This window comes from Nonomuraea endophytica (assembly GCF_014203235.1).
Lineage (GTDB): Bacteria > Actinomycetota > Actinomycetes > Streptosporangiales > Streptosporangiaceae > Nonomuraea > Nonomuraea endophytica.
The window spans coordinates 114,008-126,401 of the sequence record NZ_JACHIN010000006.1; the positions used below are offsets into that span (position 1 = coordinate 114,008).

The 12,394-nt window shown below is 72.4% G+C and carries 11 protein-coding genes and 1 pseudogene; 7 read left to right on the forward strand and 5 right to left on the reverse strand.

Features of this window, described 5'->3' with window-relative positions:
• Nucleotides 1-31: 31 nt before the first annotated feature.
• The 3 genes and pseudogenes from HNR40_RS22655 to HNR40_RS57310 all read left to right on the forward strand — a co-directional run bounded on the left by HNR40_RS22655 (nucleotide 32) and on the right by HNR40_RS57310 (nucleotide 1,722).
• Nucleotides 32-1,009 carry an AF_0692 family protein gene (locus HNR40_RS22655; protein ID WP_184964478.1) on the forward strand — a complete coding sequence of 326 codons (978 nt, stop codon included), beginning with the start codon at nucleotides 32-34 and terminating at the stop codon, nucleotides 1,007-1,009.
• A 45-nt stretch (nucleotides 1,010-1,054) separates the two neighbouring features.
• Nucleotides 1,055-1,387: pseudogene (locus HNR40_RS58115) on the forward strand (bestrophin-like domain); the annotation flags it as partial.
• Nucleotides 1,294-1,722, forward strand: a complete 429-nt coding sequence (locus HNR40_RS57310) for a transporter substrate-binding protein (RefSeq protein ID WP_312896479.1) — start codon at nucleotides 1,294-1,296, stop codon at nucleotides 1,720-1,722. The pseudogene HNR40_RS58115 and the gene HNR40_RS57310, both read left to right, overlap by 94 nt.
• 6 nt (nucleotides 1,723-1,728) lie before the next feature.
• Here HNR40_RS57310 and HNR40_RS22670 read toward each other — a convergent pair whose 3' ends face one another.
• Nucleotides 1,729-3,252 (reverse strand): efflux permease Rv1217c-related protein, encoded by a 1,524-nt coding sequence (locus tag HNR40_RS22670; RefSeq protein WP_184964482.1) that lies wholly within the window; start codon nucleotides 3,250-3,252, stop codon nucleotides 1,729-1,731.
• Entirely contained in the window at nucleotides 3,249-4,145 is an 897-nt protein-coding gene (locus HNR40_RS22675) for an ABC transporter ATP-binding protein (RefSeq protein WP_184964484.1), read from the reverse strand. The genes HNR40_RS22670 and HNR40_RS22675 overlap by 4 nt, the downstream gene beginning before the upstream one ends.
• A gap of 65 nt (nucleotides 4,146-4,210) precedes the next feature.
• Between HNR40_RS22675 and HNR40_RS22680 the strand changes: the two genes are divergently transcribed.
• From HNR40_RS22680 to HNR40_RS22695, 4 genes are all read left to right on the forward strand, one after another.
• Complete coding sequence (locus HNR40_RS22680; protein WP_184964486.1) at nucleotides 4,211-4,792, forward strand: TetR/AcrR family transcriptional regulator; 582 nt, start codon at nucleotides 4,211-4,213, stop codon at nucleotides 4,790-4,792.
• Between the two features lie 64 nt (nucleotides 4,793-4,856).
• The gene (locus HNR40_RS22685; protein WP_184964488.1) at nucleotides 4,857-6,059 is read left to right on the forward strand and encodes a PucR family transcriptional regulator; all 1,203 of its coding nucleotides are present in this window, start codon (nucleotides 4,857-4,859) and stop codon (nucleotides 6,057-6,059) included.
• Between the two features lie 87 nt (nucleotides 6,060-6,146).
• The gene (locus tag HNR40_RS22690; protein WP_184964490.1) at nucleotides 6,147-7,424 is read left to right on the forward strand and encodes an NAD(P)/FAD-dependent oxidoreductase; all 1,278 of its coding nucleotides are present in this window, start codon (nucleotides 6,147-6,149) and stop codon (nucleotides 7,422-7,424) included.
• A gap of 35 nt (nucleotides 7,425-7,459) precedes the next feature.
• Nucleotides 7,460-9,436, forward strand: a complete 1,977-nt coding sequence (locus tag HNR40_RS22695) for an alpha/beta hydrolase family protein (RefSeq protein ID WP_184964492.1) — start codon at nucleotides 7,460-7,462, stop codon at nucleotides 9,434-9,436.
• Here the strand turns inward: HNR40_RS22695 and HNR40_RS22700 are convergent, their stop codons facing one another.
• From HNR40_RS22700 to HNR40_RS22710, 3 genes are all read right to left on the reverse strand, one after another.
• Nucleotides 9,437-10,210, reverse strand: coding sequence for a hypothetical protein (locus HNR40_RS22700; protein WP_184964494.1), 774 nt, complete (start codon nucleotides 10,208-10,210; stop codon nucleotides 9,437-9,439).
• Nucleotides 10,211-10,278: 68 nt separating this feature from the next.
• Nucleotides 10,279-11,436, reverse strand: a complete 1,158-nt coding sequence (locus HNR40_RS22705) for an epoxide hydrolase family protein (protein ID WP_184964496.1) — start codon at nucleotides 11,434-11,436, stop codon at nucleotides 10,279-10,281.
• A gap of 61 nt (nucleotides 11,437-11,497) precedes the next feature.
• Nucleotides 11,498-12,385: an AraC family transcriptional regulator gene (locus HNR40_RS22710; RefSeq protein ID WP_184964498.1), complete on the reverse strand. Its 888-nt coding sequence runs from the start codon at nucleotides 12,383-12,385 to the stop codon at nucleotides 11,498-11,500.
• Between the last annotated feature and the right edge of the window lie 9 nt (nucleotides 12,386-12,394).

Here is a 12,394-nt window from a genome sequence, read left to right on the forward strand (position 1 = left end):
CGCCCTCTCCCAAGCCGAAGGACCCCGTCCGGTGAAACGCCTTCCACCCGCCCTGGCCCTGTTCCTGCTCGCCCCGCTCATCGGCGAGTACTTGCTGGGCAACATCCCCCTGGACGTCTGGGCGCCGGCCGCGTTCCCGCCGACCGCCCTGCTCTACGGCTGCGGCGCGGTGCTCATCCGCGAGATCGTCGTCAGGGCGGGCGGCGGCCGGGGGATGACGCTCCTGCTGGCCATCGCCTACGGGGTCGTCGAGGAGGCCCTGGTCACCCAGTCCCTGTTCAACCTCAACTACCTCGGCCTCGGTCTCGGCTCCTACGGCGAGATCCCCTGGCTCGGCATCAGCGCGCCGTGGTCGGTGTACGTGCTGTCCATCCACTCCGTCTGGAGCATCTTCACCCCGATCGTCCTCATCGAGACCCTCTACCCCGCCCGGCGCGGACCCTGGCTGCGGGCGCGCGGGCTGATCTCGAACACGATCGGGTACGTCGCCGGCGCGGTGATCCTGTTCTTCGCCATGTACCTCAACCCGGACAACAAGGCGTTCCTGCTGTCGGCCGGGCAGCTCATCGGCGCCGTCGTGACGGTGGCCGCGCTGATCGCCCTCGCCTTCCTCACCCGGGGGCGGGGCCGTACCGCCACCCATCGGGCATGGCCGCCCGCGGCGATGGGCGCCTTCGCGCTCACCGGCGGCAGCGCGATGTTCCTGCTGTTCGAGTTCGGCCCGGCCAGGAAGGTGATCTCCGAACCGCTCACCCTGATCCTGCTCTCGGTGCTGATGACCGTCGTGCTCGCCGTCCTGGTCGTGAACACCCGCGCCGCCGACTGGTCGCACCGGCACGTGTTCGCGCTGGCCGCAGGCGCCGTCCTGACCTACTGCTGGGCCGGCTTCATGGTCCAGATCACCCAGTACGGCTTCCACCTCGTCCCGACAGCCATCCAGATCCTCCTGGTCGCCGGGACACTGTGGCTGCTGGCACGCACACACGCGACTGTCGCCTTGAGCGATTGACAGCTCACTCCTGGTGTTGCCGGTGCGGCCGCGTGCGCCCACCTCATGCCCGCCACCGTGCGCCGCCTCTACCCGCCGCATCGCCGTAAATCCGCCGACGACGACCTGATCAGCGGCTCGTTCGCGACCGTCGGCGCGGTCTACGCGCTGGTGCTGGGCTTCGTGATCGTGGTGGTGTGGCAGGACGCGGCGCGCACCTACCTGCGGCTGGTGATCCACGAGGAGCGGCCGCTGATGGCGCGCGGGCTCACCAGCCCGCGCACCCACGCCGCACTGGTCGAGCTGTGGACGGTCTACACCGACATGGAGGCCAAACAACACGCCAGCCCCCTGTACGACCGCTCGGTCACCCGGCTCAACGAACTGGGCGACAACCGGCGCCAACGGCGCGCACCGCCACACCGACGACCAGATCCACAACGCCTACGTCGCCGTCCGCCTGTGGGCCCAAGCGGTCGAGTCGGCGGGCACCCCCGCACCCGCGAGCGTCCTGGCGGCCGGGCGGCCGGGTCTGGGTGGATGAGGAGAACCGCCACCTGTGGCGGACCGTCCGCATCGGCCGCATCCGCCCCGACCGGCAGTTCGACATCGTCTGGACCTCCGAGGTCGCCATCCGCCCCCACCCCTACCCCGTCTTCCGCACCCGGCGCGAATGGCTCGACCTGCTCCAGGCCCTCTACACCTCGTGGGGCAACCGCTGGTTCCGCAACTGACCCACCTCAAGCCAGCAGGTCACGCCGGGCGAACCCGGCACCCCCCGCCACCACCAGCGCAGCCGCGACCACCACGAACGCGGCCGGGACGACGAATCCGGAGGAGATGGACGGGTGGACGTAACCGAACGGGGTGAGCAGGAACGCCGTGTCCCCGATCGTCCCCGCCTCCCACAGCGCCACAGAGGCGGCCGACACCACCACGGCCGCCCAGGCGACGGGAACGGCCACGCGGGGACGCAGCCCGTAGACGGCGATCGTCACGCCCGCGATCGCCCACGCGGCCGGCACGAAGAGCAGAGCGGCGCCCACCTGGGTGAGGAGCGGCCCGACACTGCCGGTGCCCAGCGCGTTGCCCGCGCCGCTGCCCAGACCCACGGCCAGCAGCATGGCGACCGGCGCGCCCAGCGACAGCGCCGTGTGCCCGCCCAGCCAGCGCGCCCGGGTGGTGGGCGCGGCCAGCAGCGGCGCGGCCCGGCCACGGCTCTCCTCCGTGTACGGCCGAAGCGTCCCGGCCACCGTCAGGCACGCCACCACCATGCAGAACACATAGGTGAAGATCGCCAGCAGCGTGTGCCTGGTCAACGTGGCCAGCTCGAACGAGGCCGACACCCAGCCCACCCCGGCGGCAGCCGTACCCAACGCGACCGTCCAGCCGACCACCTGCCCGCCACGCAGCCGCCACACCAGCGCCAGCGGGCTGCCCAGCCGCCCCCGCACGGGACCGGTGAAGCCGGCCCGGTCGGGCAGCACACCCGCGCCCAGATCCCGGCGCGACGACAACACGAACACGGCCACCGTGAGACCGGCCGCGAACGCCAGCGGCATCAGCGGCACCCACCACCGCTCCGCACCGTACGCCTGAGCCAGGCGCGGCCAGCCCGCAGGGAAGATCCCGATCCAGCTCTCCGGCACCACCACACCGGGCACCAGCCCCGCCACCAGCACCCCCACACCGGCGCCACGCGCGAGCGCCGCACTCTGGCACACCTGCGCCGCGAGCAACCCGCAGGCCGCGAACGCCATCCCGCCCGCCCCCACCGTCAGCGCGAACAACAACGTCCCGCCGGGCGGATAGCCGAACCCGAGACTCAGCCCGACCGTCAGCAGCGCGGTCACGGCGACGTTGACGACGGCGACCAGCACCGTGACGGCCGTGACCACGGCCTGCCTGCCCACCGGACGAGCGGCCACCAGCTCCCCCCGGCCCGAGTCCTCCTCGGCCCTGGTGTGCCGGATCGCGAACAGCAACCCGCCCAGCCCGGTGATGAGCAGGCTCTGCACCCCCGACCGCCAGGCGACCAAAGACTCGATGGACGTGCCGTGCACGGGCCCCAGCAACGCCCTGGTGATCGGATTGCCCGCGCTCATCCCGGCGAAGGCCACCCGGGTCTCCTCGGTGGGCAGCAGCGCCGCCAGCGAGTACGCGTTGAACAGCGGCAGCGCCACGGCCACCCCGATCCACAACGCGATCAGACCGCGATCGCGACGGGCGATGAACCGCACCAGCACCCAGGCCCCGGCCCTCACCCCGCCACCGCCTCGGGCAACTGCCGGTAGTGACGCATGAACAGCTCCTCCAGCGTCGCGGGCTGAGCCGTCACGTCCACCAGACCGAACTCCGCCAGCCGCACCAGCGCCCGGCCCGCCTGCCCGCTGTCCACGCGGAAACGCACCAGCGTGCCCCCGTCGATCTCCAGGTCGTGGACACCCTCCAGCCGATCCAGCGGCCGCTCCAGCCGGGCGGTGACCGACGTCCACGTGAAGTGGCGCAGCTCGGCCAGCGTGCCGGACTCGACCAGGCGCCCCTGCCTGATGATGCTCACCCGGTCACACAGCGCCTCCACCTCGGCCAGGATGTGACTGGACAGCAGGATCGTGGCGCCCTCGTCGCGCCGCCGCGCCAGGCACCGGCGGAACTCGGCCTCCATCAGCGGGTCGAGCCCCGACGTGGGCTCATCCAGCACCAGCAGCTCGACGCGCGCCGCCAGCGCGGCGATCAGCGCGACCTTCTGCCGGTTGCCCTTGGAATAGCCGCGGACCTTCTTGCCCGGATCCAGCGCGAACCGCTCGACCAGCTCGGCGCGCCGGCCCTCGTCGATCCGGCCGTGCAGCCGCCCCAGCAGGTCGATGGTCTCGCCGCCGGTCAGCTCCTCCCACAGCACGACGTCGCCGGGCACGTACGCCAGCCTCCGATGCAGACGTACGGCGTCGCGCCACGGATGCCCGTCCAGCAACCTGACCTGCCCGGCGTCGGCCCGCAACATGCCCAGCAGCACCCGCAACGTGGTCGTCTTCCCCGCCCCGTTCGGACCGAGAAAACCGTGAATCTCCCCCGTGTCCACCCGCAGGTCGAGCCCGTCCAGCGCCCTGACCCGCCCGTACGACTTGACGAGCCCAGAGACCGAGATCGCAGCGTCCATGCCCGGCACGCTACGGCAAAACTTGCAGACCTGTAAATATGCAGTCGATGTAATATTGTGTCTCCATGGCGTCCTTGCGCGAACGGAAGAAACGACAGACCCGGCAGGCCCTCATGGACGCCGCCGCCCAGCTGTTCGACAAGCAGGGCTACGAGACCACGACCGTCGACCAGATCGCCGCGGCGGCCGGCGTCTCCACCCGCACGTTCTTCACCTACTTCCGCCACAAAGCCGATGTCCTGTACGCCAACAGCGCCGACTGCCTGGAAGCCGGCGTGACGGCGCTCGGCACCAGACGCCCCGGCGAACCACCCACGGACCTGCTCGCCCGGGCCTTCGACGCCATGCTCGCCGAAAGCTGGGAAATGGGGCTGATCGCCGGACTCGTCGGCGACGCCGTCAAACTGCCCATCTACTCCGCCCAGTCCGCCATCGACCGGTCCAACAACCGCATGGCACGCCTGGCCACCGCCCTGGCCGCCGCCTGTGAACTCGACCGCGTCACCGCGTACGCCATGGTGGGCGCCGCACTCGGCGCCGTCAGCGCGAGCGCCGCCGCCGCCATGTCCGAAGGCGGATCCGACGACGAAACTATGATCGAGACCGCCCGCGCCTGCCGCCGCGCTCTTGTCGGTTTTGCCGACTAGCGCTTGAGCAACAACCGGACGCCTTTACAAAGTAGATTTCTTGCGTCGGGGCTAACCTTTGGGCGTGGTGTCCGAACTGCAGCGGCTGGTCGACAGCCTGGGCGCGCGCCTGGGCAGGTCGGTCGCCATCGACGATCCCGGCATCCGGCTGCTCGCCTACAACTCCCACACCGGCCGGATCGACGGCGCGCGGCTCGAGTCCATCCTCCGCAGGAGCGTCTCCCCCGAGCTGGTCGGCCACGTCCACGGCTCGGGCGCGCTCACGGCCGCCGGCCTGTTCACCGTTCCCTCCCGGCCCGACCTGGGGTTCGACGTCGCGCGGGTGGGCATGCCGGTGCGCTACGAGGGCGCCCTGCTCGGGTTCCTGTGGTTGCTGCTGTCCGACGGGCCGGTCACGGACGCGCAGGCGGCAGCCGTACGGCAGGCCGCCGACAGCGCCGCGCTCACGCTCCACCGCGACTTCCTCATGGGCGAGCTCAGCAGGGGCCGCGAACGCGAGCTCGTCCGCGACCTGATCTCGGCCGACGCCGAACTGCGCGCCGAGGCCGCCCGGTGGCTGATCGAGGAGGAGCTGGCGGCGGCCGGTCCGGTCCGCGTGCTGGTGGCCACCGTCGGGCCCGAATCCGGCCAGCCGCTCGGCGAGCAGGACCGGCTCGCCCTGGCCGTCGGGCTGGAGCAGGCCCGTCACCGGTTGCCGCCCCGCAGCGCCCTCCATCTCGAACGCCCCGACCACGGCATCCTCGTCTGGGTCCAGCAGGTCCCCGCACGTGCCGAGGTCGAGGACCTGGCCGGCGTCGTGCACGGGCGCGTCGTCCGGGAGAGCGGCAAGGAGTGCTGGATCGGCATCGGCGAGAGCTGCCCGGGTCTGGCGCAGGCGCACGAGTCGTACGGCGAGGCCAAGCGAGCCGCCGACGTGGCCCGCATCGTCAAGGTGCTCGGCCCGGTCGTCTGGCGCGCCGAGCTCGGCGTCTACGGGCTGCTGGCCGAACTGCCCGCCGAACGGCTCGGCCACGACCTGCACCCCGGCGTACGCAGGCTGCTCGAACACGACGCTGGCAAGGACGCGCTGGCCACGACCGTGGAGAAATTCCTCGACAACGCGGGCGACGTCAAGCGCACCGCGGCCGAGCTGCGCATCCACCGGGCCAGCCTCTACTACCGGTTGCGCAAGGCCGAGGAGGTCGCCCGGATCGACCTGTCCAGTGGCGACGACCGCCTCACCCTGCATCTGGGGTTCAAGGTCGCCAGGCTCATCGGCCTGAGGTGAGCTTTTCGACAATCGTCGCATCACGGGCTTCCGCCGTCATAGGTTCGTCAGTGGATCCGGCCGGGGTCCGGCGGGCAGGCTGACGGGATGAACGCGGACGTGGTGGTCATCGGCGCCGGTGTCATCGGGGCGTCGATCGCGCACGAACTGGCGGGCTCCGGCCTGAACGTCCTGGTCGTCGACAAGGGCGGCAGCGCCGGCTGCGGCTCGACCGGGGCATCCAGCGCGGTGGTCAGATTCACCTTCTCCACCTGGGACGGCGTCGCGCTGGCCTGGGAGGCCAGGCACTGCTGGGAGTCCTGGCGCGACCACCTCGGCGCGCCGGCCGGCGAGCAGCTCCCCCGCTACCACCGCACCGGCCTGGTCATGCTGGACGCGCCCGTCGCTCCCCGGGCGCGGATCCTGCCGTTGTTCGACCGGGCCGGCGTGCCGTACGAGGAGTGGGATGCCGACACGCTCGCCGCCCGCGTCCCCGGCATCGACACCGGCCGGCACTGGCCGCCCGCGCGGCTCGACGACGAGCGCTTCTGGACCGAGCCGGCCGGCCGGCTCGGCGCGGTCTACACGCCGGACGCGGGCTACGTCGACGACCCGCAACTCGCCGCCGCCGGGCTGGCCGCCGCCGCGAGCCGGCGCGGCGCGTCCTTCCGTTACCGGCAGGAGGTGGTGGAGGTCGCCCGCGCGCACGGCCGGGTCCGCGGTGTACGGCTGGCCGACGACACCCTGCTCGCCGCCCCGATCGTGGTCAACGCGGCCGGTCCCTGGTCGGCGGCGCTCAACCGGCTGGCCGGTGTGACCTCCGTGCGGGCGCGTCCCCTGCGTCAGGAGGTCCACCACGTGGCCGCCGCTCCCCCGGGGTTCAGGCCGATCGTCGCCGACCTGGACCTCGGCGTCTACCTGCGCGGCGAACCGGGCGGCGGCCTGCTCGTCGGCGGCACGGAACCGGCCTGCGACCCGCTCGAATGGCTGGAAGACCCCGGTCAGGCGGCCATGGCGCCCACGGCGGCGGCGTTCGAGACCCAGGTCACCAGGGCCGCGCGCCGCTTTCCCGCGCTCACCGTGCCCGGCCGGGCCAAGGGCGTGGCCGGCGTCTACGACGTGACCGACGACTGGACGCCCGTCTACGACAGGACCGAGCTGCCCGGGTTCTACGTGGCGATGGGCACCAGCGGCAACCAGTTCAAGAACGCCCCGGTCGTCGGCCGGATCATGACCGCGCTGATCGAGGCGGTCGAGGGCGGCCACGACCATGACCGCGAGCCCCTGGACTATCTCGCCCCGCACACCGGGCACCGTATCGGCCTGGGCGCCTTTTCCCGGAAAAGGCCCATCAACACCGACAGCACCGGCACCGTCATGGGGTAGCCCCGTTCACGCACCACAGACAGACAGGATTCGTCATGACCGACATCGACGTGCGCGGCAGCGCCACTTGGAACCTGGTCGAGGAGCACTTCCGCAGGCTGCACGGGCCGGTGCTGGGACGGCCGCACAAGCTGCTGGAGCCGTCCTGCTCCGCCGACGGGTCGCGGATCGCCGTGACCGGGCTGGTGTACGACGAACTGGCGGGCCTCCCCCGGCAGTCCTGCTTCCTGGTCGACGGTACGGACCTGCACCCGCTGACCGGATCGTCCGGCTCCTCCAGGCAGCCGTGCTTCTCCCCCGGCGGCGCGACGGTGGCGTTCCTGTCGGACCGCGCGGAGGCGGGCAGGTTCCAGCTCTATCTGCTGCGCGAGGACCAGCTGGGTGAGGCGGAGGCGACCCCGGCCGTGCCCGGGACGGTCGAATATTGCTCCTGGTCGCCCGACGGCACCCGGGTGCTGCTCGGGGTGGCCGGGCTCGGCGCCGATCTGGCCGGCGGTCAGGGGAGCGGCACGACGTACAAGCCGAAGGAGGAGCTGCCGGACTGGCACCCGCACGTCGAGGTCGGCGCGACGGAGGAGGCGTGGCGCTCGCTGTGGGTCCACGACCTCGCGGCGGGCGCGACCACCCGGCTGTCGCCGGAGGGACTCAACGCGTGGGAGGCGGTCTGGTCCGGCCCGGACGCCGTCCTCGCGGTGACCAGCCCCGCTCCGGACGAGAGCGCCTGGTACACGGCTGTGCTGTCCCGCGTGGGACTCGACGGGACCGTCACCGAACGGGCCGGTTCCGACGTGCACTTCGGCTGGCCCGCCGCCTCGCCCTCCGGGGAGCGGCTGGCGGTGGTCGAGGCGGTGTGCAGCGACCGCTGGGTCGTCGCGGGCGACCTGCTGGTGGGCTCCGGTGACGCGGCCCTGGCACGGGTCGACGCCGGTGGGGTGGACGTCACCGCGACCCAGTGGATCGACGCCGACCGCCTGGGCTTCGTGGGGGTACGCGGCCTGGAAACCGTCGCCGCCGTGTACGACGCGGTGAGCGGGAAGACGACCGAGCTGTGGTCGAGCACGGACACCAGCTGCGGCATGCGTTACCCGGAGGCGGCCTGGACCGCCGACGGCCGCGTGGTGATCGTCGAGGAGGGTTACGCGCGGCCGCAGCAGGTCGTGGTGCTGGGCGAGGACCGGGTCGAGCTGGCCGCGCTCTCGCACGCGGGCGCCGACTACCAGCTGTCGATCGGGGGCCGGGCCGAGACGGTCACCTGGTCGGCGCCGGACGGGCTGCCGCTGGAGGGCATCCTGTGCGTCCCCGACGGCGAGGGGCCCTTCCCGCTGGTGGTGAACATCCACGGCGGCCCGGTGTGGGGCTTCCGCAACCTGTGGTCGATGCTCTACGCCTGGACTCCCCTGCTGGTCTCGCAGGGGTACGCGGTCCTCAACCCCAACCCGCGAGGCAGCTCGGGGCGTGGCCAGGACTTCGCCCGGCTGGTGTTCGGCGAGATGGGCGGCGACGACACCGCCGACTTCACCTCGGCGGTCGACGCCCTCGTCGAGCGCGGCATCGCCGACCCGGCCAGACTCGGCGTCATCGGCGGATCCTACGGCGGCTACATGTCGTCCTGGCTGGTCACCCAGGACCAGCGCTGGGCCGCCGCCGTGCCGTTCGCGCCCGTGACGAACTGGTACAGCCAGCACTTCACCAGCAACATCCCCTTCTTCGACGCGCTGTTCCTGGACGGGAATCCGGAGGTGCCCGGGGACAAGTTCCACACCAGGAGCCCGGTCGCGCATGCCAGCAAGGTGCGTACTCCCTGCCTGAACGTCGCCGGGGCCCTGGACCGATGCACTCCCCCGACGCAGGCCAGGGAGTTCCATCAGGCGTTGCTGGAACACGGGGTCGAGTCGCGGCTGGCGATCTACCCGGGCGAGGGGCACGGGGTCCGCGCGTTCCCCGCGGTGATCGACTTCTGCACGCGGGTCGTGGACTGGTTCCAGAAGCACATGCCGGCCGGCCGCGGCTGATCAGGGCGCGGCGTGCGGGTTCGGGCTGACCAGCGCGTCCGGCACCCGCTCGCTGGCCACGGCGGCGTGCACCCGGCAGGCCAGCTCGGAACCTCCCATGCCGGGCAGCTCGACCAGCATCTGGTGCAGGCCGTCGGGGTCGCAGGGCCGGTCGGCGTCGAGCTCGTCGGCCCACTTCTCGGTCGCGCTGCCGCGCAGCAGCTCGCACACCGTGCTGAAGCGGGTGGCGTGGTCGGCGGAGGATCTGGCGTTGCGCAGCGCGTCGCCCAGGCTGTCCAGGTGCCGGCGGGCGGCCGGGTGGAGCAGGCGGTCCCGGTCGGCCGCCAGGTCGGCGACCTCGCGCCGCAGCTCCGCGACCGCCTCCAGCAGCTCCATCAGGTACAGGCCCGCCTCGCCCTCGCGCTCGATGAGCTCGTAGGCGTCCGCCCGCCGCTGGCACGGGTCGGCCGGGCGGGCGACGGGCCCGATCTCGCCGGGGGTGGCGAGCTTGCGCGACTGCAGCATCAGCACCGGCGTGAACAGCAGCGGCTCCTGCCCCTCGGCGTCCGGTTCGCCGGTGGCGATGCGGTCGCCGGGGCCCGCCAGCTCGCCCGCCTCGTTGAGCGGCAGGTGGTCGATCCTGGCCACCACCGCCCAGTCGCGGGGTGCGCGCGGGTCGTGACCCGGCTCGATCTCGTCCACGTCGAGCATGACCGGCGTGCCGTCCGAGCAGCCGTCGGCGATGCCGGCCAGTTCGCCGGTGGTGGCGACGATGCGGCGCCGGCCGTACTCCATGCGGACTCTCCTCTACCCCGGCGAGGCGGGCTGGACGGACGACGGCCAGCGTAGCGCGGGTGGGCCCCTCACCAGGCGTCCCGCCGGAACGCCGCTCTGAGTTCGGAGACCAGGAGGCCGGGCTGTTCGAGGCCGGGGAAGTGGCCGCCGCGGTCCAGTTCGTGCCAGGACCGCAGGTCGTGGTAGCGGCGCTCGGCCCAGCGGCGGGCGGTCGGCCACGGCTCGGCCGGGAACAGCGAGCAGGCGGTGGGCACCGTCACCGGCTGGGCGTTCTCCGCCTCGGCGCTGCGCGGCACCCATCGCATGGTCTCCCAGTACCAGCGGGCGCTGGAGGCGCCGGTGCCGGTCAGCCAGTACAGGGCGATGGTGTCCACCTGCTGCGCCAGGCTGACTCCGCCGCCGTACTCAGGGCGCGGGTCGGAGTAGGCGGCGAACTTCTCGCCGAGCCACGCGGCCAGGCCGGCGGGCGAGTCCAGCAGGGAGTAGCCGAGCGTCTGGGGGCGGGTGGCCATGATCATCGCGAAGCCGTAGCCGTCGGCCAGGTGCGTGTCGCGGCGTTCCAGCATGCGCTGTTCCGCCGGGTCCGGGGCGATCCGGTCCTCCGGCAGGGGTGAGGCGAGTGGCATGGTCAGGTGCAGGCCGATGACGCGTTCGGGGGCCAGGCGGGCGAGTTCGGTACTGACGAACGCGCCCCAGTCGCCGCCGTGCGCGCCGAACCGCTCGTAGCCGAGCAGGGTCATCAGGTCGGCCCACGCGCGCGCCGTGCGCCCGGGGTGCCAGCCGGGTTCGCGAGGAACGCCGCTGAACCCGAACCCGGGAAGCGCCGGGACGACCACGTGGAAGGCGTCGCTCGCGGAGCCGCCGTGGGCCACGGGGTCGGTGAGCGGGCCCAGGACGTTCTCGAACTCCAGGACCGAGCCCGGCCAGCCGTGGGTCAGCAACAGGGGGGTCGCCCCGGGCTCGGGTGAACGCACGTGCCAGAACGCGATGGGCAGGCCGTCGACGCGGACGCGGTAGTGCGGGATCGTATTCCAGCGTTCCTCCAGTGCCCGCCAGTCGTGGCCGCGCCAGGTGTCGAGGAGCGTTCTCAGCCGGTCGAGCTCAAGGCCCTGCGTGGCGTCCGGCACCGTTTCCGGCTCGGGCAGCCGTACCTCGTCGAGGCGGGTGCGCAGGCTCGCCAGGTCGCGGTCGGGGATGCGGATGGGGTAGGGCTCGATGTCAGGCATGAACGAAACCCTAGGAACGTGTCACCCCGGGTGGCCATGCCGCGGATTGCCGGAAAAGCCATCAGGAATTGCGGTACGCGGTCGGCCGCATGCCCGTGTGCCGCAGGAAGGCCGTCGACAGGGCGCCGGGGCCGGCGAAACCGCACAGCGGCGCGATCTCGGCGACCGTGAGGCCGCTCTCCCGCAGCAGGCGTCGTGCCTTCTCGATCCGCAGGCGGGCCAGATAGCGATGCGGCGTCTCCCCCGTCGCCGCGCGGAACACCCGGACCAGGTGGAAGACGCTGAGGTAAACCTCGTCGGCGATGTCGGCCAGGGTGAGGGGCTCGGCGAGCCGGTCACGCATGAGGGCGATCGCCGCCCGGACGCGGGTGTCCTCCCGGGCAGGGGGCCGCTCGGTCTCCCGGGAGTGGCGGGTGAGCAGGTGGACGGAGAGGAAGGCGGCCACGGACTCGGCGTACAGGTCGCCGATGTCGCCGGCGGCGCCGACGGCGCGTACGGCCTCCTCGATCAGCGGATCGCCCGCGGTCACGGAGGCCGCCATGCCCGGATAGTCGGGCGGGCGGCCGCCGAGCTGCTCGGCGGTCCGTTCGACGGTGCCGCGCGGGATGTGGACCTGCACACTGCGCAGCGGCCCGTCCCCTCGGTAACGGCGCAGGAGAGGCTGGTCGGGCACGCCCAGTTCGAGCCGCCCCGGCGCCCAGGTGTGGCGGTTCCATCGGCCGCCGGTGCGCGTCTCCATGGCGGCCCGGCCGCCCACGGGCAGGATCAGGTGCAGGTCGGCGGCGGCCGGCAACTCCATGTCCTCGACCACGGGCACGTGCTCGAAGCGCTGCACGAGCAGCGAGCGCCAGCCGAAGTTCTCCCAGCTGCAATGGGTCCGCCGGACATAGCGATCCATGTCGAAACCGGCATAGGGCTGGAGATCGAATTCAACGGAGTCGAACACCATACGACCGAG

Coding starts and splice junctions, on each gene's coding strand:
- HNR40_RS22675 (WP_184964484.1), bottom strand. CDS start 4,145: ATGGACGCTGCGATCTCGGTCTCTGGGCTCGTCAAGTCGTACGGGCGG.
- HNR40_RS22680 (WP_184964486.1), top strand. CDS start 4,211: ATGGCGTCCTTGCGCGAACGGAAGAAACGACAGACCCGGCAGGCCCTC.
- HNR40_RS22690 (WP_184964490.1), top strand. CDS start 6,147: ATGAACGCGGACGTGGTGGTCATCGGCGCCGGTGTCATCGGGGCGTCG.
- HNR40_RS22695 (WP_184964492.1), top strand. CDS start 7,460: ATGACCGACATCGACGTGCGCGGCAGCGCCACTTGGAACCTGGTCGAG.
- HNR40_RS22700 (WP_184964494.1), bottom strand. CDS start 10,210: ATGGAGTACGGCCGGCGCCGCATCGTCGCCACCACCGGCGAACTGGCC.
- HNR40_RS22705 (WP_184964496.1), bottom strand. CDS start 11,436: ATGCCTGACATCGAGCCCTACCCCATCCGCATCCCCGACCGCGACCTG.
- HNR40_RS22710 (WP_184964498.1), bottom strand. CDS start 12,385: ATGGTGTTCGACTCCGTTGAATTCGATCTCCAGCCCTATGCCGGTTTC.